This is a genomic window from Agromyces sp. NPDC055658 (genome assembly GCF_053618155.1).
In genome coordinates, this window is record NZ_JBSHHD010000034.1 from 1 (window position 1) to 26,988 (window position 26,988).

Consider the following 26,988-nt stretch of genomic DNA (forward strand, 5'->3'; position numbering starts at 1 on the left):
CTTGCCGCCCCGCCCCGCCGACGAACGCACCCCGCCCGTGACCGGATCCTCCGTTCCGCGGGCGAGGCCGTGTGCGCGGATGAGCGGCTGCATGCGCTCACCGAGCCAGCGGCGGTACTCCTTCGGCGCGTAGGCGTTGGTGCCGTAGTACATCGACCGGTACTTCGGCACGAGCTCGGGGTGGGCGCGCTCGAGCCACTGCATGAACCAGGGCTTCACGGCTCCGCGCAGGTGCAGCGCCGTGTACAGGACGCTCGACGCGCCGGCTGCCTTGGCCTGACGGAGTGCCTCGTCGAGGTGGGCGCGGGTGTCGGTGAGGTAGGGCAGGATCGGCATGAGGAAGACGGCGCAGTCGAGCCCCGCCTCACGTACCGCCGTGACGGTCGCGAGTCGCGCCCTGGTCGACGGCGTGCCCGGCTCGATCGACTGCTGCAGCTCGGGGTCGTAGATCGCGATCGACATCGCGAGGTCGACCGGCACGTGCTCGGCGGCGGCGGCGAGCTTCGGCAGGTCGCGGCGCAGCAGGGTGCCCTTCGTGAGGACGCTGAACGGCGTGCCGCTCGCCGTGAGCTCGTCGACGATGCCCGGCATGAGCTCGTAGCGCCCCTCGGCCCGCTGGTACGGGTCGGTGTTCGTACCCAATGCGACGGACTCGTGCCGCCACGACGGCCGGGCGAGTTCGCGCCGGAGCACCTCGGCGACGTTGACCTTCACGATGATCTGCCGATCGAAGTCATCACCGGCATCGAGGTCGAGGTAGCTGTGGGTCGGGCGAGCGAAGCAATTGTGGCTCACCACCCCGTTCGCGATGAAGTCTCCGGTCGACGTCGTGATGTCGAGCATCTCGAGTTGCGTACCGAGCGGTTCGACCGACACCACGCGGAGGTCGGCCATTGTCTTGACCGTGGTGCCGGCGAGCGCAAGCTTCCGCTTGATCGCAGGCCGGCTGATCGAGAAGAAGTCGTTCCGTGCGCGGAGTCCGCCGCGCACCCGAACGCTCGACACCCCGTTCGCGCGGGCGGGCTCACGGACGTACGGAATGTCGAAATGCGACAGCGAGCGCTCGACTGCGGTGAGGACGACATCGTCTGAATTGCTGATGCGCAGCACGCCCCGAGCACACGAGCCTTCGGCGTCGAAGATGCCGGCGAGATACCCTGCACGCCACGCCTCGGCCGGATCCTGCGGCCACTCGATGATGGAGCCGACGGCGTCGAAATCCCTGGACTTCGAAGTTCGGATCGCCGCCATCTCTCGGCGGGTGGCCGTGGCGGGAGTGAACCGGAATTGCGACGTCATCACCCCGAAGTGTTCAAGGAATCGGCGCGAGCGCGACAGCGCCTCGTCGTCAGCGAGCGCCAGACGAACGCGGTGGGCGACCAACGCCCCACCTGTCGCACGCGGGTGGATCCGTCGAAGCATCATGCCGTCGCCGCGAATCATGCCCGTCAGATATCCACGGCGATAATCGTCGGACGCGGTCGATGGAACCGGTCTCCCAGACATTGCGCCGAATCCGATGAGGCGGTCGTCGACGGTGAGATACGGTCGACCCGGCCCGCCTGCCATCGCTCCGGTGACGTACTTCCATCCGCGCTCCGTGAGGAATCGGTGGTCGCCGCTCGCGACGAGAACAGTACCGTCGGCCAGGCGAATGCGGTACGCGGCCTTACGAGTCGCCCATTTGGCCAGCACGATCGTTTCCACGTACTTCCGGTACCGACCGATCTGCCGTGTGCCCATGACCTCGTCACCGACCTCGACGTCGGAGAGCGCCTTGGTTCGACCGTCGGCCATCATGATGGCCGTCGAGGGCTCCAGGCAGTACACGCACGCGTGACTGCAGCCCCGATACGGGTTGATGGTCCAGCCGAACGGCATCATCGACGGGCCCGGCACCCGGTTGAGCGCCGACTTCGCGAGCACCTCGTGGAACGTGATGCCCGCGAACTCGGGCGTCTGCACCGAGCGCACGAGATTGTTGAGCCGGGCGAGGCCGGGCAGCGCATCGACCTGGTCGACGCCGAGTTCCTGCCCGCTCCATCTCATTCGTACATTCGAACATGTATTCGAGTTCGGCGCAAGCGACACCCGGCACGGCGTCCGCATTCCTCATTCGAGTCTCGTCCAAATTCGGGCGAGAGTCGAATGCGATTCCGAGCGAGGTCGCCTGCATCGGACGGTGCGGATGGATGCCTCGGGCCCGGCCCCGAGGCATCCGCTCGCTCAGTTCCCCACCGCGGCCGGAACGGCGGCGCCCGCGTGCAGCTCGAGCCGCTCCCCCGCCCAGCGCCGGCGGAGCCAGCGATCGTGGCTCGCGATGACGACGGCGCCGGGGTAGCCGCCGAGGGCCTCCTCGAGGTCGGTCGCGAGTGCGAGAGACAGGTGGTTGGTCGGCTCGTCGAGCAGGAACACGTGCGGCGGCCGCGCGATCACGAGCGCGAGGGCGAGCCGCCGCTGCTGCCCGACCGACAGCGTGCCGAGCGGCCGCTCGAGATCACGCGGCGCGATGAGCCCGAGACTCGAGAGCGGCACCTGGCCGGCGCGGCGTTCGCCGAGCACCCGTTCATAGAGCGCGCGCGGCGTCGCCGACGGGTCGGCGAAGCGCACGTCCTGCTCGAGCAGCTGCACCCGCAGCCCCTTGCGCCGGTGCACGGTACCGCGATCGGGCGCGAGCCCGCCCGCGAGCACGCCCAGCAGCGTCGACTTGCCCGCGCCGTTCGCACCCGTGACGAGGAGCCTCGTGAGCGGTGCGAGCTGCAGCTCGTCGAGGCGCAGTCGCCCCTCGACCTCGAGGTCGGCGACCTGCACGAGCAGGCCGGCGGCCTCCTCGAGCGCGTGCGAACCCGCGGGGATCCCGGCGAACTCGAGCGGCGACGGGGGTTTGCGCACCTGCTCGCGCTCGAGCGTCTCGAGTCGCTGCTCCGCGTTGCGCACGCGACGCGCGACCGTGCGCGCGACGTTCTCACCCTTGAAGTGGCGGATGAACTTGTCGTTGTCGGTCGCCGCTCGGCCGTACGCGACGTTCCGCGCCGTGTCGGCGACTGCCGCGCGCAGGCGCTTCAGCTCCTCCTGCTCGTCCTCGTACTGGCGCTGCCAGCGGGCCCGCTCGTCGGCCTTCACCGCGAGGAACTCGCTGAATCCGCCGCCGAACACCGTGCCGCCCGAGGCGCTCAGCACCTCGCTGCTGCTCGCGCCGCGACCGGCCGCGGCTGACGCGGCGAGCGCGCCCTGCCGCCCCGGGTCGAGGTCGATGAGCCCGGTCGCCGCCCGGTCGAGGAACGCCCGGTCGTGGCTCGCGAAGAGCACGGGTCCTCGCCAGGCTCGGAGCCGCGACTCGAGGAAGTCGGCGGCGGCGTCGTCGAGGTGGTTCGTCGGCTCGTCGAGCAGCAGCGCCTCGGGCGCCGAGAGCAGCAGCGCGGCGAGCGCGAACCGCGAGCGTTGGCCGCCCGAGAGCTCGTCGATGCGGCGGTCGAGGCCGAGGCCGGCGACGCCGAGCCCCTCGAGCAGTTCGTCGCGGCGCGTCTCGGCCGTCCAGACCTCCGCACGCTCGGCGGCGTCGAGTGCCGCCGCGTACCGGGAGGAGGCGGCCTCGGCGTCCGCGCCGCCGAGTGCGACGGCGGCGGCGTCGAGCTCGCGCTCGATGGCCCGGACCTCGGCGAGCGCCGACTCGAGCACGAGGCCGACTCGCGCGTCGGGCGAGAACGGCACTTCCTGTTCGAGCAGCGCGGTGCGGCGCGGCCGGGTCAGGCGACCGGAGACGGATGCCTCGTCGGGCAGGCCCGACGGCGAGGCATCCCCGTCGTGGTCGCCCGCGAGGAGCCGGAGCAGCGTGGACTTGCCCGCCCCGTTCTCGCCGATGAGGCCGACGCGCTGGCCCGGCGCGACGGTGAAGCCGAGATCGCCGAAGATGCGCCGATCGGGGAAGGAGACCGACAGTCCGTCGGCCCGGAGATGGTTGGAAAAGGAGAGTTGTACCGGCATGGAGACCGCCGTTCGCGGAAGGCCTCCGAACGGTCGCCGGTTATCGCGGTTGCGTGCGCGACGACCGTTCGGAGGCAGGAGAGTTCCCGCCGGGCATTGCCGAGATGGGTGCGCAGAGCGCCGTCGCGATCAGTGGGCGTTCGTCAACCCCCGTGAGCACACCCGATGTCTACGGCGCCTCAGGCGCGGGACGGTGGGCTGTACTCACTTCATAGCGGGATCGACCGTAGCAGACGGTCGCACGACGGCGCAAGCGCCCGTCGAGTCAGGCGGTGAGCCCCAGGACGTCGGCGGTGGCCTTCAGCGACGCCTCGGCCGCGGCCGGGTCGTCGGACAGGCGCATGCCGTAGCTCGGGATCATCTCGCGCAGCTTCGGCTCCCAATCAGCCATGCGGTCGGGGAAGCAGCGACCCAGCACGTCGAGCATGATGGGCGCGGCCGTCGAGGCGCCCGGCGATGCGCCGAGCAGGCCCGCGATCGTGCCGTCGGCGCCCGTGATGACCTCGGTGCCGAACTGCAGCACGCCGCCCTTCGCGCCGTCCTTCTTCATGACCTGCACGCGTTGGCCGGCGGTGATGAGCTCCCAGTCGCCGGTCTTCGCCGTCGGCATGAACTCGCGCAGCGCCTTCATCTTCTTCTCGCGGTTGGCCATGAGCTCGCCGACGAGGTACTTCACGAGATCGAAGTTCTTGAGGCCGACCTGGATCATCGGCCAGATGTTGTGCAGGCGGATCGAGAACGGCAGGTCGAACCAGGTGCTCGTCTTCAGGAACTTGGGCGTGAAGCCGGCGTACGGGCCGAACAGCAGGGCGGTCTCGCCGTCGACGACGCGGGTGTCGAGGTGCGGCACCGACATCGGCGGAGCGCCGACGGCGGCCTTGCCGTAGACCTTCGCCTGATGCTGGGCGACGATCTTCGGGTCGGTGGTGCGGAGGAACTGGCCCGAGATCGGGAAACCGCCGAAGCCCTTGATCTCGGGGATGCCCGAGTGCTGCAGCAGGGCGAGCGCACCACCGCCGGCGCCCACGAACACGAAGCGCGCGCGCACCGTCTTCGGGGTGTTGCCCACGGTGTGGCGCAGCCGCAGCTTCCAGGTTCCGTCTTTCTTGCGCTTGAGCCAGGTGACCTGGTGGTTCGTCTGGATCGACGCGCCGCGCGCGGCCATGTCGTGCATGAGGTACTTGGTGAGGGCGCCGAAGTCGACGTCGGTGCCCGCCTCGATGCGCGTCGCGGCGACGCGCGCCTTCGGATTGCGCTTCTTCGCGAGCAGCGGCGTCCACTCGGCGATGCGCTCGAGGTCTTCCGTGTACTCGAGGTCGGGGAACAGCGGCTCGTCCTTGAGCGCGGCGACGCGCTTGCGCAGGTACTCGATGTTCGCCTTGCCGCGCACGAAGGTCATGTGCGGCGTCGAGTTGATGAAGTTGTGCGGCTCGGGCAGCGCACCCTGGGCGACGAGGTACGCCCAGTACTGGCGGCTGATCTGGAACTGCTCGTTGATGGAGACGGCCTTCGCCGCGCTCACCGTGCCGTCGGGGTTCTCGGGCATGTAGTTGAGCTCGCACAGGGCGGCGTGGCCGGTGCCCGCGTTGTTCCACGCGTTGGAGGACTCCTGCGCGACCTCGCCGAGTCGCTCGTAGAGGCGGATCGTCCAATCGGGCTGCAACTGGGAGATCAGGGAGCCGAGCGTCGCGCTCATGATGCCCCCGCCGATCAGCACGACGTCGACGGTTTCCTCTGAATTCACGGATTCCAGTCTAGATGGGCGGGGAGGGTGCCCTTGACCGGGGTACTCTTCGCCCCGGATCTCAGCCGAGCTGGGGCAGCCCTCGCTCGTCGAGCGGCCAGCCCGGGTTGTGCGCCAGCTCCCACAGGTTGCCGTCGGGGTCGGCGACGTACCCGCTGTACCCGCCCCACTCGGTCGCGGCCGCGGCCTTCGAGATCGAGCCGCCGGCGAGCACCCAGTCGCCGATCGCCTCGTCGACCTCGTCGCGCGAGCCCAGGTTGATCGCGAGTGCGACGGCGCGGAAACCGGGCGCGTTCGCGTGGAACGTGCCCAGCGCCGCGTCCTTCGCGAGCTCGGCGGTCTCCCAGAGGGCGACGACCCCGCCCGGGGTCGCGAAGAAGGTGATCTCGCCGGGCACCGAGGACCGGGCCTCGTGCCAGCCGAGCCGGTGGTAGAAGGCGGTCGCCGCCTCGACGTCGGCGACGCCGAGCGTGACGAGCGAGAATCGCTGCGGGATGCTCATGGGCCGAGCGTACGCCCCGGCATCGACGACGTCACGCGTCGAGCAGCGCCGGCTCGGCCGCCGTGACCGCCGACACGGCCGCTCGTGCACGCACGAGCGCGGCGCCGTCGCCGCCGGCGGCCTCCAGCGCGAGCAGTGCCGCCCCGACGATGGGGGCATCGTCGACGACGCTCAGGCGCGCGAGCGGCGCGGCCGCCGCGAGTTCCGAGCGGATGCCTCGGAGCAGGCGTTCGTCGCGCGATCGCGCGATGCCGCCGCCCAGCACGACCGGGATCTCGCGGTCGAGCAGCTCGAGCCTCGTGAGGCAGGCCCGCGCGAAGTCCGCGAGCTCCGTCGCCTGCCGGTCGACGAGACCGATCGCGACGGCGTCTCCGGCCCGGGCCGCCTCGAACACCGCGGGGGCGAGCGAGATCAGCTCCGAGGCATCCCGTTCGCCGAAGTGCAGGCCCTCGATCAGCTCACCGACCGAGCCGACGCCGAGGCGCCGCTCGATCTCGCCGACCAGCGCCGTCGACGGGCCGCGCCCGTCGACCGCGCGGGCGGCGTGCCAGAGCGCCGCCTCGCCCAGGCCGGAACCGCCGCCCCAGTCGCCCGAGAGCGACCCGAGCGACGGGAAGCGCACCTCGGCGCGGTCGGCGCGGAGTCCGATCGCGTTCACGCCCGTGCCGCACACGATCGCGACGGCGTCGGGTTCGTCGGTGCCGGCGCGCAGCAGCGCGTACAGGTCGTTGTCGACCGTCACCGAGGCCGCAGCCCAGTCGCACCGGCCGATGGCCGCCTCGTACCGCTCGATCTCGATGGGCAGGTCGAGCCCCGAGAGGTAGAGCCCCGCGTGGACGACCGGGCGACGGCCCGCGACCGCCCGCACGAGCTCGTCGACCACCGCGGCCGAGGCGTCGAGCCCGTCGAAGTGGGGGCTCGAGCCCGGACCGCGACGATGCTCGACGAGCGTGCCGTCGAGCTCGAGCGAGACGGCATCGGTCTTGGAGCCGCCGCCGTCGACCGCGACGACGAGCGGCACGCCGCCCCGGCCGGTCATGCCCACTCCAGGAAGCGGGCGTTCTCGGCCATGAGCAGGTCGGTGAGCCGTTCGGCCCGCTCGTGCTGCAGCACGAGCGGGTGCGCCCGCATCGCGCGCAGGACGCGGTCGCGTCCGCCGTGCACGGCCGCGTCGAGCGCGAGCCGCTCGTAGCCCGCGACCGCCGAGACGAGGCCCGAGATGTCGTCGGGCAGCGGCGCGACCGGTTCCGCGACGAATCCCCCGTCGCGGAACACGGCCGGCACCTCGATCACGTGATCGTCGGGCAGGAAGGGCAGCACGCCGTCGTTCCGGAGGTTCACCACCCGCGACCGGCTCGCGCCGTCGCGCATCGCGGCGAGCAGCTCGATCGCGGCCTCCGAGTAGTACGCCCCGCCGCGACCCTCGAGCGCGGCGGGCTTCTCGTGCTGCGACTCGTCGGCGTAGAGCTCGAGCAGCTCGCGCTCGATCGCCTGCACCGCCTCGGCCCGCGTCGGCTCGGCGAGCTGCTCGCGCAGCACCTCGTCGTGGGCGTAGTAGTACCGCAGGTAGTACGAGGGCACGACGCCGAGCTGTGCGAGCAGCTCGGGTGCGAGGTGCACCTCGTCGGCCAGGTCGCCGAGCCGGTCGGCGAGGAGGTCGGGAAGCCGGTCGCGCCCGTCGATCGTGACGCTGCGCTCCCAGGTGAGGTGGTTGAGCCCGACGTGGCCGAGGTGCACGCGGTCGTGCTCGACGCCGTAGAACGACGCGTAGCGACGCTGGAACCCGATCGCGACGTTGCAGAGGCCGACCGCACGGTGCCCGGCCTCGAGCAAGGCGCGGGTCACGATGCCGACCGGGTTCGTGAAGTCGACGATCCAGGCGTCGGGCTTCGCGTGCCGGCGCACGGCCTCGGCGATGCGCAGCACCACGGGGACCGTGCGCAGCGCCTTCGCGAGGCCGCCGGGCCCGGTGGTCTCCTGACCGATGCAGCCGACCTCGTGCGGCCAGGTCTCGTCGGCGTGGCGCGCGTGCTGCCCGCCGACCCGCAGCTGGACGAGCACCGCGTCGGCGTCGGCGACGCCCGCGACGAGATCGGTCGTGCCGATCACGCGCGCGGGGTGACCGGCGTGGGCGAGCATGCGCCGCGACATCCCGGCGACGAGGGCGAGACGGTGCTCGTCGGGGTCGACGAGCCGGATCTCCTCGAGCGGCAGCGTCTCGCGCAGCCGGGCGAAGCCGTCGATGAGCTCGGGGGTGTAGGTGGATCCACCGCCGACGATGGCGAGTTTCATGTCTCCTCATTCCGCTGGAAGCAGGCTGGCGCGCAGGTGCTGCGCGCCGGTGTGGTCGACCGCCGGATGCCTCGCGGCATCCGTGTCGGTGGTGTGAGGTGCGGGCGCGTCAGCCCGCGAGCGAGATATCGGCCTCGAGCTGGTCCCTGATCTGTTCGACGAGCTGCTGCCGGGCGCCGAGCAGGACCGGCTGCACGCCGGTGCCGCTCGTGCGCACCACGACCCTCGGATGGTCGGCCGGGTCGATCCGTTCGGCGACGAGCGCGGCGAGCCGGGCCCCGCCGGCCGTGCCGGTCGGACCGCCGAGCACGATCATCGCCGGGTCGAGGATCGCGAGCAGCGGATGCACGGCGAGCGCCACCCGATCGGCGAGCGAGGCGAGCGCGACATCGTCTTCCGCGAGCCGCGGCAGCGCAGTGGCGAGCGGCCTCCCGGCGGCGCCGAGGAGCCTGGCCACCGCCGGCCCGCCCAGCAGGTCGGTGAGGTCGTTCGCCTCGGGGGCGAGCTCGGCCGCGGCCCTCGGCACGCCGAGGTAGCCGATCTCGCCCGCGCTGCCCGACGCGCCGCGATGCACGACGCCCCCGAGGTCGACGCCCACCCCCAGTCCGTCGCCGATCCAGAACAGGGCGAAGCTCGCGGCGTCCTGCGCGGCGCCGACCGCGCGCTCGGCCATGGCCGCCAGGTTCACGTCGTTGTCGATCGTCGCGGCGAGCCCGAGGGCGGCCTCGATCCGTTCGCGGGCGCCGACCGCCGGCCAGCCCGGGAGCGTGTCGGTGAGCGAGAGCTCGTCTCCGTCGACGGAGAACGCGGCCTGCACGCCGATGACGACGCGGCTGACCGACGAACGATCGAGGCCCGCGGCTTCGCAGGCCGCCGCCACCGCCGCGCGGACGTCGCCCTCTGGGGTTCGCCCCGAGGATGCCGCCTCGATCTCGACGATCGGGTGATCGCCGTCGATCGCGTCGACGACGACCGCCTGGATGGCGCCGGCCACGATCGAGATCGCGACGCCCGTGATGCGATCGACCCGCACGCCGTAGCTGACGGCGTTCGGACCGCGGCCCCCCGAGACCTCGCCCACCGGGTGGATGAGGCCGACCCGCTCGAGCCGGGTGATCATCTGCGTGGCCGTCGGCTTGGACAGCCCCGACAGTGCACCGAGCTTCGAGCGGGTGAGCGGACCGTGCTCGAGGAGGAGCCGGAACGCCGTGCGGTCGTTGCGCGCGGCGAGCCACGTGGGCGTGCCCGGATCGATCTGGTTCATGCCGTCCCTCCCCTGGTGCGGATCGCACTGTCGCAACTCTATCTAAAAACGTTCTTTACTGAATTGACATTCAACCGCCGTTCCGCACTTCGTCACGAAGCCGCCCGAGGCGATCGGGGTCGGCCGCCGCCTCGAGCAGCGTCTTCGTGTACTCGTGCTGCGGATCGAGGATCACCCGCTCGCTCGGACCGCGCTCGACGATCTCGCCGCGGTACATGACCAGGATCTCGTCGGAGAAGTGCCGCGCGGTCGCCAGGTCGTGCGTGATGTAGAGCACGCCGAGCTGCTCCTGCCGCTGGAGTTCGGCGAGCAGGTTCAGCACCCCGAGCCTGATCGACACGTCGAGCATCGACACCGGTTCGTCGGCGATGATGAACCTCGCGCCCGGAGCGAGCGCCCTGGCGATCGCCACGCGCTGCCGCTGGCCGCCCGACAGCTCGTGCGGCCGCCGATCCGCGAAGGTCGACGCGGGCGACAGCCGCACCCGTTCCAGCAGCTCGTCGACGCGCGCACCGATCTCCTTCGACGAGAGCCTCGGATGGTGGATCCGCAGGGGCCGCTCGAGGTGGTGCCGGATCGGATGGAACGGGTTCAGCGACCCGAACGGATCCTGGAAGACCATCTGCACGTCGCGCCGGTAGCTCGCGAGCCGCGAGCCGCCCGTCGCGCTCGGCGCCCCGTCGAGCAGGATCTCGCCCGAGCTCGGGGCCTCGAGCTTCGCCATCATGCGGGCGATCGTCGACTTGCCCGAGCCGCTCTCGCCCACGAGGGCGATCGTGCGGCCGGGTTCGAGGGTGAACGAGACGTCCCTGACGGCGTGCAGGATGCGCGACTTCACCCCGCTGCGCAGGCGGAAGTCCTTCACGAGATTGCGGGCCTCGAGGCTCGCCGAAGTCGCGCTCGTGCCGCTCGTCGCCGTGCCGTGCGCGCTCATGCGGCACCTCCCTCGACGGCGCCCGACCCGACGCCGGTCCTGATGAAGTCGCCGCGATCCCCCCGCAGGCTCGGGAAGCTCGAGAGCAGGCGCTTCGTGTACTCGTGCGATGGGGTGCGGTAGATCTCCTCCGCCGTGCCCTGCTCGACGATCCGCCCCTCGAGCATGATCGCGATGCGGTCGCTGATCTCGATCAGCAGCGGCAGGTCGTGCGTGATGAAGACGACGGCGAACCCCAACCGCTCGCGCAGCCGCATGATCTCGCGGATGATCCCCCGCTGCACCACCACGTCGAGCGCGGTCGTCGGCTCGTCCATGATCATGACCTGCGGGTCGAGGGCGAGGGCCATCGCGATCATCACGCGCTGCCGCATGCCGCCCGAGAGCTCGTGCGGGAAGCTCGACAGCCGTGCCGGGTCGACGCCCACGAGACTCAGCAGCTCGGCGCTCCTCGCCTCGCGCTCGGCGCGCCGCATGCCGGGCCGGTGCGTCGTGAACACGTCGTGCAGCTGCTTCCGCACGCTCATGACCGGGTTCAGCGAGTTCATCGACCCCTGGAACACCATCGACACCTTGCTCCACCGGAAGGTGCGGAGCGCCTCGCCGTCGAGCCCGACGACGTCGATGTCGCGCCCCGAGGCGTCGTGGAAGACCACCTCGCCGCCCGTCATGAGGGCGGGCGCCTTGAGCAGGCGGTTCAGCCCGTAGGCGAGCGTCGTCTTGCCGCAACCCGACTCCCCCGCGAGTCCGAGGATCTCGCCGCGATGCAGGGTGATCGACGCGCCGCGCACCGCCTTCACGGGCGGCTCCACCTCGTACTCGATCGACACGTCCCGGGCGGTCAGCACGGGCTCGCCGCGTCGGGAGGGGTCGATTCCGGTGACGCCGGCCTCGACGGGGATGCCGGTGCGGTCGATGCCGTTCGCACGGCCGGCGCGGCTCATGCGAACGCTCCCGTGTCGGCGACGCCCTTACCGGCCTTCGCAGCCTGTCGCTGGCGCTTGGCGTTCTCGGGTGCGAGCCTGAGCTTCGGGTTCACGACCTCGTCGATCGCGAAGTTGATGAGCGACAGCCCAGCACCGAGTGCGGCGATGATGAGGCCGGGCGGCACGAACCACCACCAGGCGCCGGTGCCGACGGCCTGCCCGGTCTGGGCGTCGTTGAGCATCGTGCCGAGGGTGATCGACCCGGTCGGCCCGAGCCCGAGGTACGAGAGGCCGGCCTCGCCGAGCACCGCGAAGATCACGCCGAAGATGAACTGGGCCGCGAGCAGCGGCACGAGGTTCGGGAGGATCTCGACGAAGATGATGCGGGCGGGCCTCTCGCCGGCGACCCGTGCGGCGGCGACGTACTCGCGCGTGCGCAGCGAACGGGCCTGCGCTCGAAGCACGACGGCCGACCCCGCCCAGCCGGTGATGCCGAGGACGAGCGCGACGAGCAGCGAACTCCGCGCGAGCGGACCGAGCCCCTCCGCCGTCTGCACGTACGCGGCGATCACCATGACCACGGGAAGCCCCGGGATCACGAGCACGATGTTGGTGAAGAGCGTCAGCACCTCGTCGGCGACGCCGCCGAAGTAGCCGGCGAACACGCCGAAGACGATCGCGAGCACGAGGGCGACCACCCCCGCGACGAGCCCGATGAACAACGAGCCGCGAGTGCCCCACGCGAGCTGCGAGAAGACGTCGTAGCCGAGCTTCGTCGTGCCGAGCCAGTGCTCCGCCGACGGCGGCAGCAGGGCGTCGTTGTCGGAGTCGCGCGGCGGCTGCGCGATCATGGGGCCGAAGATGCCGAGCAGCGTGATCAGGCCGACGATCACGAGGCCGGTGATGAGCTTGCCCGAGCGACTCGGCAGGATGTGGCGGAACCGCCCGCCACGGCCGGCCTGCGCGACGGCGAACGCCGCGGTCGCACTCGCCTCGCGCGCGGATTCGCGCACCGCCTCCGCGGAGACCGGGGCCTGGAACGGGGCGTCGTCGCCCATCGCGTAGCCCGAGTCGTCTGGCGCGCGATCGAGCGTCGGCTGGGAGTCATCCATTGTGTCGCACTCTCGGGTCGATGAAGCCGTAGATGAGGTCCATGATGAAGTTCGCCACCAGCACCGTGAGGGTGATCACGAGGAACACGCCCTGCATGAGCGCGTAGTCGAGACCCTGCACGGCCTGGATCATGAGTTTGCCGAGGCCCGGATAGCTGAACACCTGCTCCATCACGATCGATCCGGCGACGACGAAGCCGAGCGCGATGCCGAAGCCCGCGAGGCTCGGGATGGCGGCGTTGCGGGCGGCGTACCGCGTGAGCGTCCGCCGCGAGGTGAGTCCCTTCGCCTCGGCCGTCACCACGTAGTCCTCCGACATCGTCGAGACCATCATGTTGCGCATGCCGAGCAGCCAGCCGCCGACCGAGGAGAGCACGATCGTCGTCGCCGGGAGGATCGCGTGGTAGATCGCGCTGCCGAGGAACGCCCAGCTCCACTCCGGCCCCGCCGGGAACTCGAACACGTCGTAGCCGCCGACGATCGGGAACCACCCGAGCTGCACCGCGAACACCGCGACGAGCACGAGCGCGAGCCAGAAGTACGGGATCGACTGGAACACGGTGGTGATCGGCACGAGGTGGTCGAGCCTCGTGCCGCGCCGCCATCCCACCCAGGCGCCCACGATGATGCCGAGCAGGAACGAGATGACGGTCGCGGTCCCGACCAGGAAGATCGTCCACGGCAGCGCCGCCGAGATCAGGTCGGCGACGGGGGCCGGATACCGCGTCGAGGAGACCCCGAGGTCGCCCTGCAGCAGCCGGCCCCAGTACGCCACGTACTGGTCCCACAGCGACATGTCCCTGCCCGCACCGAGGATCGACGTGATCGCCTGCACGGTCTCCTCCGAGAGCGGTCGCCCGCCGCTGGCTCGGCGCAGCTTGCCGAGCATGATCGCGGCCGGATCGCCCGGCAGCAGCCGCGGCAGCAGGAAGTTGAGCGAGATCGCCGCCCAGAAGGTCACCAGGTAGAAGGCGACCCGCCGAAGGTAGAAGCTCATGCTGCCGCCGTCCTCGATGCGGGGAAGGTTCGTTCCATGGGACCGTCGGCGCCTACTCGGCGGGCTTCAGGTGCGTGAGCACCATCGCGTTCGCGACCGCGAGGTAGGGCAGCGGAGCGGCGTACAGGTCGCTCTCGCTCGGCCAGCCGGTGAACTTCTCGGTGTTGAAGAACGACTGCGAGGCGTTGAGCACCACCGGGATGTACGGCAGGTCTCGGGCGATCTCGGCCTGGATCGTGCCGTAGGCCGCCTGCTTGGTCGCCACGTCCTGCGTGGCGCCGGCCGCGAGCACGGCCTCGTCGACGACGGGGTTCGCGTAGCGCGAGTAGTTCTGCCCGTCGAGCGGGCCCTCGCCGACCTTCGCGGTCGACGAGCCGGCGAAGTACTCGTGGTAGTTCGAGTACGGGTCGGCCACGAGGCTCTGGGTGAGGCCGAAGAGCGCCATCTGGAAGTCGCCGTTCTGGATCGGGGTCCAGTACTCGGCGTCGGAGACGGTGCGTGCGTTGATGCGGATGCCGGCTTCGGCGGCCTGCTCGGAGATGAGCTTCGCCGCATCGTTGTAGTCGGTCCATCCGTCGGGCGAGAACAGGTCGATCTCGATCGCCGTGCCGTCCTTGCCGTAGAACCCGTCGTCGCCCTTGGTGTATCCGGCCGCCTCGAGGACCTCGGCCGCCGCGGCGGGGTCGGCCTCCTGCGGGCTCGTGGCGAGCGCGGGGTCGGCGAGCCACTGCTCGTCGCGGGGCTGCAGCGTGAACGACGGCGACGACTCGCCCGCGAGGCCCGCGAAGGCCTTCTCGCGGATGGTCGCCCGATCGATCGCGAGGTTGATGGCCTGGCGCACCGCGGGGTCGGTCTGGGGGCCGGTGCAGCCGAGGTCGGCGTTCGCGCAGGTGGTGATCGTCGTCGGGTCCTGCTGCAGGTTGAGCGTCGAGATGTCGCCCTTGCCGGTGACGGCGTCGGGGTTCGCGATGAACTGGCCGACCCAGTCGATCTTGCCGGTGGTCAAGAGGTCCTGCGATGACTGGTTCGAGTCGAGGCCGAGGTACTGCACCTGTTCGACGGCGGGCGCGCCGTCGCGGAAGAGGTCGTTCGCCTCGACCGTGTACGCGGCCTCCGAGAAGTCCTTGAGCACGTACGGGCCCGAGCCGACCGGTTCTGGGTTGGTCTCGGCCATGAAGTCGTCGATGTCCTCCCAGATGTGCTTCGGGATGATGTAGGTCGAGCCGAGCGTCAGCGAGGCGCTGGTGAACTGCGGCTCCGTGTAGGTGAGCACGACGGTCGTGTCGTCGGTCGCCTCGGCCGAGACGAACTGCTCGGTCTTGTTCGAGCCGTAGCCGAACGTGAAGGCGACGTCCTCCGCCGTCAGGTCCTCGCCGTCGCTCCACTTCAGGTCGGGCTTGATGGTGACGGTGAGGGTCTTGCCGTCCTCGCTGTACTCGTAGCTGTCGCCGATGAGCCCGACGGGCGGGTCGGCGGACAGCTGGTTGAAGAAGAACAGCGGCTCGTAGATGGCGCCGAAGGTGGCGTGCACGGCCGTGTCGACGGCGAACGGGTTGAAGTTGTTGTTGATCGGGGTGGCGCTGCCGGCCCAGACGCGGAGGACCGCGGCGTCGCCGTCGGATCCGGTCGAGGGCGAGCACCCGGACATCCCGAGGGCGATAGCGGCCGCTCCGGCGGCGAATGCCACCGTGATGGAGCGCTTGGTTCGATTCATCGTTCCGACAGTCCTCTCGTGCTTCGTTGCGTGGGAAGAGCAGTGACGCCGCCTGCAGGAGCCTGGTGCGCAGGGCGCTACTGGAAGCGACCCTAACAGAAAAGAATCTAACCGGAAACAATTCATCCAATTAATTCAGGATGCCTCGAGGACACCCGAACACGAGCCCGCGCCGCTCCTCGAGCGCGCCGACGGGCGACCTCGGCCCGCGTGGCGCGGAGAAGTCGGCCGGTGTGGCGTCGCCGACGAGGGGCCGTGGAGCCCGAGGAGCCCGGATCAGTGCTCGGCGAGCAACGCGGCGAGCGCCGGCAGCTGCTCGGGGTCTTCGAGCGCCGACCCGACGGCCACCGTTCGCACACCCCTCGCCAGGAAGACACCCGCGTTCGAGGCATCCATGCCGCCCGTGGCGACGAAGCGCGCCGCGGGGAACGGACCGGACATGGCGCCGAACCAGGCGGGGCCGAGGAGCGAGGCCGGGAAGGCCTTCAGCCAGGTGAGGCCGAGGGCCATCGCCTGCTGCACCTCCGTCGCCGTGGCGACGCCGGGGAGGGGCGGCAACCCGGCCTCGAACGACGCGCGCACGACCCGCTCGTCGAGACCGGGGCTCACGGTGAACGCCGCTCCGGCCGCGGCGGCCTGCTCCACGTGCCGCACGGCGACGACGGTGCCCGCGCCGACGACGCGCCCCTCGGCGCGACCGGCCTCGGCGACCGCGGCCAGTGCCTCGAGATCGGCCTCGGACTGGATCGGCAGCTCCACGACGTCGATGCCGAGCGACCACGCCTGCCGTGCGAGCTCGAGGCTGCGCCGGGCGCCGAGACCGCGGAAGATCGCCATCAGGGGTCGCCCGGCGAGCAGCGTGTCGAAGGCGGTGTTGTCGATCGTCGTCATGGGGGTCGGGCCTCTCGGTGGGTTCAGCGGCGGGGGTCGCGGGGGAAGTCGCTCGTCTCGCCGAGCACGAGCACGGCTCGGTCGTGTCCGGCGCGCAGGCGCCCGGCGGCGTCGCGGTCGTCGAGGAGCGCGGCGAGGTAGCCCGCGGCGAACGCGTCGCCGGCGCCGACGGCCTCGACCACGTCGACCGAGTGCGCGGCGACGTGCTCGACCGCGTCGATGCCGTCGACGCCCCGCGCGAACTCGGTCGCGCCGACATCGCCGTCCTTCACGACGAGTCGGGCGGGCTGTGGCAGGAACGCGCGCACGTCGGATGCCGTCGTCGTGCCCCACAGTCGCGCTGCTTCGTCGAGCCCGACGAAGGCGAGATCGGCGGCGGCGGCGAGCGCGCGCAGTCGCGCGGCGGCGGCCTCCGCGCTTCGCCAGAGTGCCGCGCGGTGGTTCACATCGAAGCTGAGCAGCGCGGGAGTCGCGGCGACGCGCTCGATCATCGCGTCGAGCATCGCGTCGCACGAGCTCGACAGCGCGGCCGTGATGCCGCTGAGGTGCACGACGCGCGCCCCCTCGAGGGGCAGTCGCTCGGCGAACGCCGGCGACATGCGCGACGCCGCCGAGCCCACGCGGAAGTACTGCACCCCGTTGCCCGGGTCCTTGACGTAGAGCCCGGTCGGCGCGTCGGGATCTCGCTCGACGAAACGGGTGTCGACGCCGCGGCTCGCGAGCTGCGCCACGAGCCGTCGTCCGAGCGCGTCGTCGCCGACCCGGCCCGCCCACGCGGCCCTACGGCGGAGCGCGGCGAGGTGGGAGGCGACGTTCGACTCCGCTCCCCCCGCGTCGAGGTGGAAGTCGACGGCGCGCTCGAGCGGCTCGGCGAGCGCGGGCGTCACGAGCGCCATGGTCTCGCCGATGGCGATGATCTCGGGCAGCAGAGCGTCGGTCACGGGTCTATGCTGACGGGTGTGCAACTGCTGCGCAAACGCGTTGCAGCATACGCAACAAATGAAAGTGAGCTCCGGATGTCGCGCCTCACCCCGCTCTCCGAGACCACCGATCTCCGCCTCGAGGCGGGCGACAAGGGGCTGCCCGCCCGTGCCGCCGGACTCACCGTGCGCGAGTTCCTCGCCACCGCGCCGCGGCTCGCGGAGTTCTGGACGCCACTGCTCGCGCTCGACCGGGCGGCGCTCGAACACAATGCCGCGACGATCCAGCGCTGGTGCGACGAGCGGGGGCTCGAGCTCATGCCGCACGGCAAGACCACGATGGCACCGGCGCTGTGGCGGCTGCAGCTCGACGCCGGGGCGAACGGGCTCACGCTCGCCACCCCCGGCCAGGTGCGCACCGCCCGCGCGTTCGGCGTCCGGTCGCTCATGCTCGCGAACGCCCTCGTGGCGCCAGACGCCCTCGCGTGGATCGCCGCCGAGCAGGACGACGACGCCCACTTCGAGTTCTGGTCGTGGGCCGACTCGATCGAGACCGTCGAGACCATGGAGCGCGGACTCGCCGCGGCATCCGTCGCTCCCGCTCGCCCGCTCGCGGTGCTCGTCGAGCTCGGCGCGGGCGGCGGGCGCACGGGCGCGCGCGGCCTCGACGAGGCGATCGACATCGCCCGCCGCATCGCCGACTCCCCCGTGCTGCGGCTCGCCGGCGTCGCGGGCTACGAGGGCAGCCTCGGGCACGATCGCTCCTCGGTCGCCATCGCCGCCGTGCGCGACTACCTGGCCGACCTGCTCGAGCTCCACGACGCGGTGCGCGACCTCGCCGACCCCGCCGACGGGCCCCTCGTCGTCACCGCCGGCGGCAGCGCCTACCTCGACCTCGTCGCCGACGTGTTCGCACCCGGCATCGAGGCCGACCACGACGTGCACACGACTCGCTGGGTGCTGCGCTCGGGCGCCTCGCTCGTGCACGACGACGGCTTCTACCGCGGCATCTCGCCGATCGACGCCGAACTCGTCGCGGCCATGCGCGGCCACGCCCGCGTCGTCTCGCACCCCGAGCCGGGGCTGGCGCTGCTCGACGGCGGCAAGCGCGACCTGCCGTACGACGAGGGGCTGCCGATGCCGCTCGGCGTCGCCGGGGCGCCCGGCGCCGACCTGCGACCCCTCGGCGAGGCATCCGTCACGGCGGTCAACGACCAGCACGCGTACCTGCGCGCCGAGGCGGGCGGCACGCTGCCCGTCGCGATCGGCGACGTCGTCGCGCTCGGGCTGTCGCACCCGTGCACGGCGTTCGACAAGTGGCGGTGGATCCCCGTCGTCGAGCATTCGGGCAGCGACCTCGTCGTCGACCTCGTGCGCACGTACTTCTGAGGATCGTCGCCATGACCGTCCTGATCAGGAATGCGCGCGTCGTCGACGAGACGGGTGAACGAGGGGGGCTGCACGACGTGCTGCTCGCGGGCGGGCGGATCGCGCGGATCGCGCCGGCATCCGCCGGTCGAGCAGGCGCGCAGCGCCGTCTCGGGACCACGGATGCCGCGTGGGCGGGTGGTCTCGATCCACGTCCGCCTTCGCCGGGATCCCCGCGACCGACGAAGTCGATCGACGCCGGCGGACGCCTGCTCATGCCGGGATTCGTCGACGCGCACTCGCATGCCGACGGGGCGGTCTTCGATCCCGACGTGCAGCTGGCGCTGCTGCGGCAGGGTGTCACCACCGTGATCGGCGGGCAGGACGGCGTCGGCTTCGCCCCAGGCGACGGCGCGTACGGCACCGAGTACTTCGCGGCGATCAACGGGCGGCACCCGCACTACGCGGGCGGCGGCGTCGCCGACCTGCTCGCGACCTACGAGGGGACGACCCCGCTCAACGTCGCGACCCTCGTGCCCGCCGGTACGGTGCGTTCCGCGGTCATGGGCCGCTCCACCGCGGCACCGAGCAGTTCCGAGCTCGCCGAGATGCGCGCGCTCGTGGCATCCGGCCTGGCCGACGGCGCCGTGGGCCTCTCGACCGGACTCGACTACGTGCCGGGTCTCTTCGCCGACGCCGCCGAGCTCGCCGAGCTCTGCCGCCCCGTCGCCGACGCGGGCGGCGTGTACGTGTCGCACATGCGCGGCGGGTACGAGGCGAACTCGGCCGCGGGCATCGACGAGATCGCGGCGATCGCGGCGGCGAGCGGCGTGCGGGTGCATGTCTCGCACTTCCACGCCGAGCCTGCGATCGTGCGGCACGAGCTCAGCCGGCTCGCGTCGGCGGGCGACCGCGCGAGCTTCGACGCCTACCCGTACACGCGGGGCTGCTCGATCCTCGCCATGCCGATCCTGCCCGCCGAGCTCACCGTTCGATCCGCCGACGAGGTGCTGCAGGTCCTCGCCGATCCGGTCGAGCGGGAGCGGCTGCGGCTCGACTGGTTCCCGACGATCGCGGGGTATGCGAGCCTCGGGCCCGATTGGCCGGGCATGCTGACGCTCGCGCACATCGCCGCACCCGAGTTCGACTGGGCGCACGGTCTCACCCTCGCCGAGGGAGCGGCCCGCACGGAGCGCGACCCGATCGACTTCGCGCTCGACGTGCTCGTCGCCGCCCGGCTCGAGGTCAACGTCGTCATGGCGGTGCAGCACGAGCGCAGCGATGCCGAGCTCGCCGAGATCCTCTCGCTGCCCGGAGCGATCGGCGGATCCGACGGCATCTTCCTCGGCCGGCACCCGCATCCGCGGGCGCGCGGCTCGTTCGCACGGTACCTCGCGCTGCTGGTCCGTGAACAGGGCGCGCTGGGCTGGGCGGATACCTCGGCCCTCGTCTCGACGCGAGCGGTGCGCCGCTTCGGGCTCGGCGACCGGGGCGTCGTCCGCGAGGGCGCGATCGCCGATCTCGCGCTCGTCGACCCCGACCGGGCGGGCGCGGGCGCGAGCTACGCCGCGCCGCTGGAGTTCGCCGACGGCATCGACGACGTGTTCGTCGCGGGCGTGCCCGTGCTCGCCGACGGGGTGCTCACGGGCGCCACGCCGGGCACGGGGCTGCGAGCCGATCGAGGCCGTGGTCCCGATGCGCGCCCTTCGTCGGGCGCCGCTCGACCGACCGAACCGCTGGAGGCCTGACATGTCGCAGAGCGTGACGCGCGCGGCGCGCATCATCGACGCCATCGCGGCCGGCCCGCGCACGGTCGCCGAGCTCGCCGAGGAGTTCGGACTCCACCGCTCGACCATGTTCCGCGAGCTGCAGGCCCTCGAGCAGGTCGGCTGGGTGCGCAGGCGAGGCTCGGGCCGCTACACGCTCGGCACGCACCTCGCCACCCTCTCGAAGCAGGCCCTCGACTCGCTCGACCTGCGCGAGGCCGGCTCCGAGCACGTACGCCGCCTGCAGCGGCGCACCGGCAACACCGTGCACCTCGCTGCGCTCATGGACCGCTCGATCGTCTACGTCGACAAGGCCGAGGACGAGTCGGGCGTGCGCATGTACTCGCGAATCGGCCGGGCCGTGATCCCCTACTGCTCCGCCGTCGGAAAGGCGATCCTCGCCGACCTCGACCGTGCGGGGCGCGACGCCGTGCTCGACGGCGTCGTGTGGCAGCGCTACACCGACCTGACCATCGACTCGCGCGAGCGACTCGACCGCGAGCTCGCCATCGTCTCGGCCCGCGGCTACGCGACCGACGACCGCGAGTTCGAGGCATTCGTGAACTGCATCGCCGTGCCCATCCGCAGTTCCATGGGCATCGTCGGCGCACTCTCGATCACGGCGATCCGCATGGTCGCCGACCTCGACCGGCTGAAGGCCGACCTGCCCGCCATGCGCGAGACCGCCGAGCTCATCGCCCGCGATCTCGGCTGACGGATGCCTCGGGTCTCACGCCGAGGCATCCCCGACGACCACCGACGCACCACGACCACACAGGAGGAACCATGTCCAAGACCGCCGTCACCCTCTCGAACGCGCCGAAGCCCGCCGGGCCCTACAGCCACGGCGTCGTCGCGAACGGATTCCTGTACACGGCGGGCTTCGGCCCGCAGGACCCGGCGACGGGCCTCGTCGTCGAGGGCGGCGTGAAAGAGCAGACCCGCCAGGTGCTGCGCAACATCGGCGCCGTGCTCGCCGAGTACGGCCTCACGCACGACGACGTCGTGAAGGTGACCGCGCACCTCGAGGACCTCGCCGACTTCGCCGAGTACAACGAGGCCTACGCCGAGTTCTTCACCGAGCCCTACCCCGTGCGCACGACGGTCGGCTCGCGCCTCGCGAACATCCTCGTCGAGATCGACGTCGTCGCCGCCATCCCGCACGACTGATCCCTGCCTGGTCGGTCGAGTCGGCGCGAAGCGCCGTATCGAGACCACGCGCCCGTTGCGCGCGGTCTCGATACGCGTCGCCTCCGTCGGTGCTCCTCGACCGACCTCCGCCTACGCGATGCCGCCGCCGTCGACGACGAGCGCCGAACCGGTGACGTAGCTCGACTCGTCGCTCGCGAGCCAGACGACCGCCGCCGCGATCTCGTGCGGCTCGCCCATGCGGCGCAGCGGCCGGTCGGCGGCCTCGGCGAGGAATCCGGCTTCGGCCTGGCCGAGCTGTCGGGCCTCGTCGCGCAGCATGCCCGTGTTCACGTCGCCCGGGTTGACCGAGTTCACCCGGATGCCCTGCGGACCGTGGTCGATGGCGAGCGCGCGGGTCATGTTGACGACGGCGCCCTTCGAGGCGCAGTACGAGATCGCCTGCCCACCGCCCTTGAGGCCCCAGCCCGAACCCGTGTTGACGATCGAGCCGCCGCCCGCGGCCGCCATGACCGGCACGACGTGCTTGCACATGAGGAAGATCGAGCGCACGTTCACGCCGAAGACGCGGTCCCACTCCTCGACGGTCGTCTCGACCGCGGTCGTGCGACGGATGATGCCCGCGTTGTTGAAGACGACGTTCACGCCGCCGAACTCGTCGACCACGGTCTGCACGACGCGTTCGATGTCGGACTCGCTCGCGACATCCGCGGCGATCGCGATGGCCGTGCCGCCGGCCGCCCGGATCTCGTCGGCGACCGCGGCCGCCGCGTCGGCGTTCAGGTCGACGACGGCGACCTTCGCACCCTCGGCTGCGAGGGCGATCGAGGTGGCGCGGCCGATGCCGCCCGCGCCGCCCGTGACGATGGCCTGCTTGTTCTCGAGGCGCATGGCCTTCTCCTTCGGTTCGGGGTGGGTGTGTAGGGCCGGTCGGGCTCGACCGGTCACGTTCAGGGTTCGGATGCCTCGGCGTCGGGCGCGTGCACAGGGTAGAGGCTCGTGGTGGAGGGGCCGGTGATCACGCGCGCGAATCCCGCGAGGCGGGCGTCGAGGAGGGGGTCGCCGGTGTCGACGAGCAGGGGGCGGCCGCCGAGGTCGATGAGCTTCTGCTCGGGGGCGACGACCATGAGCGGGTCGTCGTCGAGCAGGCGCAGCACGCGCGCCGAGAGCTGCTGGTTGCCGCGGCCGAGCAGGAAGCCCTGGCCGCCGATGACGCTCACGACGGCCTTCGCGGGGCCGCGCGAGATCTCGTCGACGAGCTCGTGCTCGCTCGCCCCCGCGCGGACGACCCGGCCGTCGAGCACGACGTCGACGCCGAGCGGGGTCTTCGCGACCCCGAGCTCGCGGGCGAGCTCGGCCATCGTGCCGCCGGGGCCGAGCAGGTAGCGGATGCCCGGGCGCATCGCCATGGCCGCACCGCGCGCGGCACCCGCGACGGCGGCCTGCTCGGTCACCGGCGTCGCCGCCTTGCGCGACTGCGTGCGGCCTGCGCGGTAGGGCACGGGCATGGTGCCGTAGAGGCGCGGCTCGACGCGCGCACGCCGCATCGCCGCCTCGTCGATGTCGAGCACCTCGCGCTCCTGCACGGGCAGGGCGCCGTCCGATCCGGATGCCGCCGACCACGCCGCCGCGAGCGCGCCCGCGGCGCGCGGGCTCACCGCGAAGACGGGCGAGTACATCTTGACGCCGGCCGGGATGCCGAGCGCGGCGACCGCCGCCGCACCCGGGCGGCCGCCCCACGCCGTCGGCACCGATGCTCTGTAGGAACTTCTCGGCGACATGCCGGAATCGTCGACCACGACGTCGGCGTGCGGCACGGAAGTTCCTCCGGAGCCGTTCCGGCCGTCGGCAGAGGATCCCGTCGCGGTCCCTCGACCGGCCTCCGACAGCCCGGCCGCGACATCGCGGGCGGTGCCGTCGCCGCCGGCGAAGAGCACGAGGGTCGCGCCGGCGTCGACGAGTGCGCGCACGGCGGCCGTCGTGTCAGCCGCCGTCGTGGCGGCCGCGGATGTCGCGTGGTCGGCGACGCTCGGCCGGTAGACGACGCGCGGCTCGAGGCCGGCGGCGCGCACCGCGTCCTCCCCCATCGCACCCGCCGCGGTGAGCACGACGGGCAGACGGCCGGTCGAGGCGGCGCGCAGCGCCGTACCGGGACGACCGGCGACACGGGCGCGGCCTCGAGACGCGTCGACCCCGGCGGCGCTGCTCGACCGACGGAGATGCGCCGCGACGACCTCGAGCGCGACCCGAGCCCGCTCGCCGGCCTGCGGCCGGGCGCCGCGCTCAGCGGCCTCGACCTGCACGGCCGCGCCGTCGGAGCCGGCGAGTCCCGCAGGACCGCCGACCCCGGCGACGGGGTTCACGACGAGGGCGAGCATGCTCAGGCGGCCGACTCCGACGCGGTGGCGGCGGTCGACTCGAGTCGCTGCGCCGCTCGACCGGCCGGGCTCTCGCCGAAGTACTTGCGACGGTAGGCGCGCCAGGTGATCGCCCAGCGCTCGGGGTCGTCGAGGTCGTCGTGGTGGGTGTGGTGCACCGTCTGGTTGTGCGGTGCGGTGCGCACGACCTCGGGCGTCTCGCGTGCCTCGCGGGCGACCTCGGCGAGCGCGGCGACGTATTCGTCGATCTCGGCCATCGAGTACGACTCCGTCGGCTCGAGGGTGAACGGCTGCGGCACCACGTACGGGTGGTGGCTCGTCCAGTAGTGCATGCCGAAGTCTGAGAGGCGAACGCCGATCTCCTCCGACGAGATGCCCGTCTCCTCGAAGAGCTCCTGCCACGAGTACCGCACCTGCTCGATGCGGCGGCGGCCCTCGGCGTAGGGCGCCGAGGCGCCCGGGATGTCGGTCACCTTCTTGAGCAGGTAGTTGTTGTTGAGCACCGCGATCTCGGCGGCCGCGAGCAGCCCCTCGGCACCGAGCGCCATGATCCACGAGTAGGCGCGCACGATGTTCGGCACGACGCCGTGGAACGGCGCGACCGCGCCGATCGACTGCGGGCCCGCCTCGCGCACGTCGAAGCGCACCTCGCCCGAGGCATCCACCTCGCGCACGACGCGCGGCCCCGGCAGGAACGGCGCGAGCGCGGCACTCACCGCGTTCGCCCCGGCGCCGGGCCCGCCGCACGCGTGCGGCGTCGAGAACGTCTTGTGCAGGTTGAAGTGGCACACGTCGAAGCCGGCGTCGCGGGCGCGCGTGATGCCGAGGATGCCGTTGGCGTTCGCCTGGTCGTACGAGGCGAGCGCACCGACCCCGTGGGCGGCATCCACCCACTCGCGGATCGCGGGGTTGTAGATGCCCGTGTCTTCCGGATTGGTGACCATGATCGCCGCGGTGCGCGGCGAGAGGGCCGCCTTGAGCGCCGCGAGGTCGGGGTAGCCCTCGGCGTCGGGGAAGATCGTGATGACGTCGTAGCCGGCCGCCTTCGCGGCCGCCGCGTTCGACGGGTGGCTGAAGATCGTCGTGATGACCTCGCGCCGCTGCTCGCCCTCGCCGTTCGCCTCGTGATACGCACGGATCATCGCGATGTTCGCCCAGATCGCGGCCGAGCCGCCCTGCGTGTGCAGCGACACCTCGTCCATGCCCGAGATCTCGGCGAGCATGCGCTCGAGGTTCCAGGTGATCTCGAGCACGCCCTGCGCGTCGGCCGGGTTCTGCAGCGGGTGCATGGCGGTGAGCTGCGGCACGCCGATGAGCTGGTCGTTGATCTTCGGCGAGTACTTCATCGTGCACGTGCCCTGGCCGATGTCGACGTTGAGGTCGGCACCGAGGTTCTCCTGCGAGAGCCGCAGGTAGTGCTTGAGCACCCGCTGCTGGCCCATCTCGGGCAGGGCGGGCGGCACGTCGCGGCGGAGGCCCACGGGCAGGTCGGAGACGACGTCGCCGACCGCGTCGCGCACGCCCGGCTCGATCGGCGTGACGAGCACGCCGCGCTCGCCCGGGGTGGAGAGCTCGAAGATGACGGGTTCGTCCCAGCTGGCCTGGTGGAAGCGGCGGAGGGCGGGCTTGGGTGCGATGGGGAGCGTCATGCGCGGTCCTCCTGAGTGGTGTTGAGGGTGGATGCCTCGGCGAGCGCGCCGATCGCGGCGGCGAGACGGTCGATGGCGGCCTGGCCGGTCATCTCGGTGACGCAGACGAGCAGCCGGTGCTCGCCGACGACGACGCCCGGCTCGATGCCCTGGCGGCGCAGCGACTCGACGACGCCGTGCGCCGTGAGGCCGGCACCCGCGAGGTCGACCGTGAACTCGCGCAGGTGCAGCGCACCGTCGCCGAGCGCGACGCCGGGGATCGCGGCGAGCCGCTGCTGGGCGTAGCGGGTGCGGGCGAGCAGCAGCTCGCCGAGTTCGCGCATGCCCTGCGGCCCCATGAGCGCGAGGTAGACGCCGGCGGCGATGCCCCAGAGGGCTGCGGCGGTGCCGACCCATTCCTTGCCCTCCTCGCGGTGCGCGAAGGAGGTGCGGTCGTAGGCGACGTCGCCGAAGCCGACCTCGCCGGGCACGTCGGTCGTCGCGAGCCCGAAGAGGCGCGAGGGCATCTCCATGATGAACTTCGGGTCGTCGTTCACGGCGATGAAGCCGCCGTGCGCGCCGCCGAACCACTGGTGGAGGCCCAGCGACTGGATGTCGCCGCAGACGATGTCGGCGCCCTGCTCGGCGGGCGGCGTGAGCACGCCGTAGCCGATCGGGTCGGTGCCCACGACGAGCACGGCGCCTGCGGCGTGGGCCGCGTCGGCGAGCTCGCGCAGGCGGGTCTCCAGCGCACCGGCCACCGACGGCGTCTCGACCCAGACGGCGGCGACGTCGTCGTCGAGGCGTGCGGCGACGGCCGAGGCGTCCGCGGTGCCGTTGACCGTCGGCACGAACTCGAGGTCGAGGTGCACGCGCACGAAGTCGGTCACCTTCGAGAGCTTGGCCGGCAGCACGTCGCTCGCGACGAGCACGCGGCGGCGCCCGGTCATGCGGCCCGCCATCGAGAGGCCGGTGGCGGTCGCCTGGTACCCGTCGTAGGTGGGCACGTTCACGACGTCCATGGCGAGCAGCTCGGCCATGAGCGACTGGTACTGGAACAGTGCCTGGAAGCGACCGTGGTCCTCGTACGGCTCGCCCGCGTAGGCGGTGAGGAACTCGCTGCGGTTGATGACCTCGTCGACGACGGCGGGCACGTAGTGGTGGTACGTGCCGTGGCCGAGGAAGCTCAGCCGCTCGACGGTCGAGCGGTTCTTGCCGAGCAGGCCCCGGACGTGGCCTGCGAGGTCCTGCTCGGCGACGAGCGGCGCCGGCAGGTCGAGCGCACGGCCGAGGCGCAGGTCGGCGGGCACGTCGGCGTAGAACTCGTCGATCGAGGCGGCGCCGACCGCGTCGAGCATCGCCTGCTTCGTCGCGGGCGCGGTGTTGGGGATGTACGGATGGACGAAGGTGTCGGTCATG

22 protein-coding genes are annotated in these 26,988 nt (G+C 71.8%); 4 read left to right on the forward strand and 18 right to left on the reverse strand.

What is annotated here, in order from left to right; all coding sequences use genetic code 11:
- From ACWGPE_RS15015 to ACWGPE_RS15080, 14 genes are all read right to left on the reverse strand, one after another.
- The coding region (locus ACWGPE_RS15015) for an intein-containing Rv2578c family radical SAM protein (protein ID WP_452048999.1) at positions 1-2,049 on the reverse strand (2,049 nt) is incomplete at its 3' end.
- Between the two features lie 177 nt (positions 2,050-2,226).
- Complete coding sequence (locus ACWGPE_RS15020; RefSeq protein WP_452049000.1) at positions 2,227-3,984, reverse strand: ABC-F family ATP-binding cassette domain-containing protein; 1,758 nt, start codon at positions 3,982-3,984, stop codon at positions 2,227-2,229.
- Between the two features lie 265 nt (positions 3,985-4,249).
- On the reverse strand, positions 4,250-5,728 hold the full coding sequence (locus ACWGPE_RS15025) for a malate:quinone oxidoreductase (RefSeq protein WP_452049001.1): 1,479 nt from the start codon (positions 5,726-5,728) through the stop codon (positions 4,250-4,252).
- Positions 5,729-5,789: 61 nt separating this feature from the next.
- A complete protein-coding gene (locus ACWGPE_RS15030; RefSeq protein ID WP_231431721.1) occupies positions 5,790-6,230 on the reverse strand; it encodes a VOC family protein in 441 nt (146 codons plus the stop codon).
- 31 nt (positions 6,231-6,261) lie between these two features.
- Positions 6,262-7,269 (reverse strand): N-acetylglucosamine kinase, encoded by a 1,008-nt coding sequence (locus ACWGPE_RS15035; protein ID WP_452049002.1) that lies wholly within the window; start codon positions 7,267-7,269, stop codon positions 6,262-6,264.
- Positions 7,266-8,522 carry a 6-phospho-beta-glucosidase gene (locus ACWGPE_RS15040; protein ID WP_275506503.1) on the reverse strand — a complete coding sequence of 419 codons (1,257 nt, stop codon included), beginning with the start codon at positions 8,520-8,522 and terminating at the stop codon, positions 7,266-7,268. Before ACWGPE_RS15040 ends, ACWGPE_RS15035 begins: the two co-directional genes overlap by 4 nt.
- 109 nt (positions 8,523-8,631) lie before the next feature.
- Entirely contained in the window at positions 8,632-9,786 is a 1,155-nt protein-coding gene (locus tag ACWGPE_RS15045) for an ROK family transcriptional regulator (protein ID WP_275506502.1), read from the reverse strand.
- 70 nt (positions 9,787-9,856) lie between these two features.
- Entirely contained in the window at positions 9,857-10,720 is an 864-nt protein-coding gene (locus ACWGPE_RS15050; protein WP_231431725.1) for an ABC transporter ATP-binding protein, read from the reverse strand.
- Positions 10,717-11,664 (reverse strand): ABC transporter ATP-binding protein, encoded by a 948-nt coding sequence (locus ACWGPE_RS15055; protein ID WP_275506501.1) that lies wholly within the window; start codon positions 11,662-11,664, stop codon positions 10,717-10,719. The genes ACWGPE_RS15050 and ACWGPE_RS15055 overlap by 4 nt, the downstream gene beginning before the upstream one ends.
- Positions 11,661-12,758: an ABC transporter permease gene (locus ACWGPE_RS15060; protein WP_452049003.1), complete on the reverse strand. Its 1,098-nt coding sequence runs from the start codon at positions 12,756-12,758 to the stop codon at positions 11,661-11,663. Before ACWGPE_RS15060 ends, ACWGPE_RS15055 begins: the two co-directional genes overlap by 4 nt.
- A complete protein-coding gene (locus tag ACWGPE_RS15065) occupies positions 12,751-13,755 on the reverse strand; it encodes an ABC transporter permease (protein WP_231431728.1) in 1,005 nt (334 codons plus the stop codon). Before ACWGPE_RS15065 ends, ACWGPE_RS15060 begins: the two co-directional genes overlap by 8 nt.
- Positions 13,756-13,807: 52 nt before the next feature.
- On the reverse strand, positions 13,808-15,469 hold the full coding sequence (locus ACWGPE_RS15070) for an ABC transporter substrate-binding protein (RefSeq protein WP_452049004.1): 1,662 nt from the start codon (positions 15,467-15,469) through the stop codon (positions 13,808-13,810).
- 276 nt (positions 15,470-15,745) lie between these two features.
- Positions 15,746-16,360, reverse strand: coding sequence for a bifunctional 4-hydroxy-2-oxoglutarate aldolase/2-dehydro-3-deoxy-phosphogluconate aldolase (locus ACWGPE_RS15075; RefSeq protein ID WP_275506498.1), 615 nt, complete (start codon positions 16,358-16,360; stop codon positions 15,746-15,748).
- Between the two features lie 23 nt (positions 16,361-16,383).
- Positions 16,384-17,301: a sugar kinase gene (locus ACWGPE_RS15080; RefSeq protein WP_452049005.1), complete on the reverse strand. Its 918-nt coding sequence runs from the start codon at positions 17,299-17,301 to the stop codon at positions 16,384-16,386.
- Between the two features lie 75 nt (positions 17,302-17,376).
- On the opposite strand from ACWGPE_RS15080, the gene ACWGPE_RS15085 reads away from it, so the two are divergent.
- The 4 genes from ACWGPE_RS15085 (at position 17,377) to ACWGPE_RS15100 (ending at position 21,584) form a co-directional block, all read left to right on the forward strand.
- Positions 17,377-18,669: an alanine racemase gene (locus ACWGPE_RS15085; RefSeq protein ID WP_452049006.1), complete on the forward strand. Its 1,293-nt coding sequence runs from the start codon at positions 17,377-17,379 to the stop codon at positions 18,667-18,669.
- Positions 18,670-18,680: 11 nt separating this feature from the next.
- Entirely contained in the window at positions 18,681-20,396 is a 1,716-nt protein-coding gene (locus ACWGPE_RS15090; protein ID WP_452049007.1) for an N-acyl-D-amino-acid deacylase family protein, read from the forward strand.
- Between the two features lies 1 nt (position 20,397).
- Positions 20,398-21,129 carry an IclR family transcriptional regulator gene (locus tag ACWGPE_RS15095; protein WP_452049008.1) on the forward strand — a complete coding sequence of 244 codons (732 nt, stop codon included), beginning with the start codon at positions 20,398-20,400 and terminating at the stop codon, positions 21,127-21,129.
- Positions 21,130-21,200: 71 nt separating this feature from the next.
- Positions 21,201-21,584, forward strand: a complete 384-nt coding sequence (locus ACWGPE_RS15100; protein ID WP_231431735.1) for a RidA family protein — start codon at positions 21,201-21,203, stop codon at positions 21,582-21,584.
- Positions 21,585-21,695: 111 nt separating this feature from the next.
- Here the strand turns inward: ACWGPE_RS15100 and ACWGPE_RS15105 are convergent, their stop codons facing one another.
- Genes ACWGPE_RS15105 through gcvPA form a run of 4 tightly spaced genes read right to left on the reverse strand, consistent with a single transcriptional unit; the run spans position 21,696 to position 26,987 of the window.
- Positions 21,696-22,454 (reverse strand): SDR family NAD(P)-dependent oxidoreductase, encoded by a 759-nt coding sequence (locus tag ACWGPE_RS15105; protein ID WP_452049009.1) that lies wholly within the window; start codon positions 22,452-22,454, stop codon positions 21,696-21,698.
- A 59-nt stretch (positions 22,455-22,513) separates the two neighbouring features.
- Positions 22,514-23,941, reverse strand: a complete 1,428-nt coding sequence (locus tag ACWGPE_RS15110) for an ATP-NAD kinase family protein (protein WP_452049010.1) — start codon at positions 23,939-23,941, stop codon at positions 22,514-22,516.
- A gap of 2 nt (positions 23,942-23,943) precedes the next feature.
- Positions 23,944-25,590, reverse strand: coding sequence for an aminomethyl-transferring glycine dehydrogenase subunit GcvPB (gene gcvPB / locus ACWGPE_RS15115; RefSeq protein ID WP_452049011.1), 1,647 nt, complete (start codon positions 25,588-25,590; stop codon positions 23,944-23,946).
- Complete coding sequence (gene gcvPA / locus ACWGPE_RS15120; protein ID WP_452049012.1) at positions 25,587-26,987, reverse strand: aminomethyl-transferring glycine dehydrogenase subunit GcvPA; 1,401 nt, start codon at positions 26,985-26,987, stop codon at positions 25,587-25,589. Before gcvPA ends, gcvPB begins: the two co-directional genes overlap by 4 nt.
- Position 26,988: the final 1 nt, after the last annotated feature.

Coding starts and splice junctions, on each gene's coding strand:
- gcvPB (WP_452049011.1), bottom strand. CDS start 25,590: ATGACGCTCCCCATCGCACCCAAGCCCGCCCTCCGCCGCTTCCACCAG.
- ACWGPE_RS15075 (WP_275506498.1), bottom strand. CDS start 16,360: ATGACGACGATCGACAACACCGCCTTCGACACGCTGCTCGCCGGGCGA.
- ACWGPE_RS15060 (WP_452049003.1), bottom strand. CDS start 12,758: ATGGATGACTCCCAGCCGACGCTCGATCGCGCGCCAGACGACTCGGGC.
- ACWGPE_RS15110 (WP_452049010.1), bottom strand. CDS start 23,941: ATGCTCGCCCTCGTCGTGAACCCCGTCGCCGGGGTCGGCGGTCCTGCG.
- ACWGPE_RS15090 (WP_452049007.1), top strand. CDS start 18,681: ATGACCGTCCTGATCAGGAATGCGCGCGTCGTCGACGAGACGGGTGAA.
- ACWGPE_RS15030 (WP_231431721.1), bottom strand. CDS start 6,230: ATGAGCATCCCGCAGCGATTCTCGCTCGTCACGCTCGGCGTCGCCGAC.
- ACWGPE_RS15105 (WP_452049009.1), bottom strand. CDS start 22,454: ATGCGCCTCGAGAACAAGCAGGCCATCGTCACGGGCGGCGCGGGCGGC.
- ACWGPE_RS15095 (WP_452049008.1), top strand. CDS start 20,398: ATGTCGCAGAGCGTGACGCGCGCGGCGCGCATCATCGACGCCATCGCG.
- ACWGPE_RS15045 (WP_275506502.1), bottom strand. CDS start 9,786: ATGAACCAGATCGATCCGGGCACGCCCACGTGGCTCGCCGCGCGCAAC.
- ACWGPE_RS15055 (WP_275506501.1), bottom strand. CDS start 11,664: ATGAGCCGCGCCGGCCGTGCGAACGGCATCGACCGCACCGGCATCCCC.
- ACWGPE_RS15085 (WP_452049006.1), top strand. CDS start 17,377: ATGTCGCGCCTCACCCCGCTCTCCGAGACCACCGATCTCCGCCTCGAG.
- ACWGPE_RS15040 (WP_275506503.1), bottom strand. CDS start 8,522: ATGAAACTCGCCATCGTCGGCGGTGGATCCACCTACACCCCCGAGCTC.
- ACWGPE_RS15035 (WP_452049002.1), bottom strand. CDS start 7,269: ATGACCGGCCGGGGCGGCGTGCCGCTCGTCGTCGCGGTCGACGGCGGC.
- ACWGPE_RS15020 (WP_452049000.1), bottom strand. CDS start 3,984: ATGCCGGTACAACTCTCCTTTTCCAACCATCTCCGGGCCGACGGACTG.
- ACWGPE_RS15050 (WP_231431725.1), bottom strand. CDS start 10,720: ATGAGCGCGCACGGCACGGCGACGAGCGGCACGAGCGCGACTTCGGCG.
- ACWGPE_RS15070 (WP_452049004.1), bottom strand. CDS start 15,469: ATGAATCGAACCAAGCGCTCCATCACGGTGGCATTCGCCGCCGGAGCG.
- gcvPA (WP_452049012.1), bottom strand. CDS start 26,987: ATGACCGACACCTTCGTCCATCCGTACATCCCCAACACCGCGCCCGCG.
- ACWGPE_RS15100 (WP_231431735.1), top strand. CDS start 21,201: ATGTCCAAGACCGCCGTCACCCTCTCGAACGCGCCGAAGCCCGCCGGG.
- ACWGPE_RS15065 (WP_231431728.1), bottom strand. CDS start 13,755: ATGAGCTTCTACCTTCGGCGGGTCGCCTTCTACCTGGTGACCTTCTGG.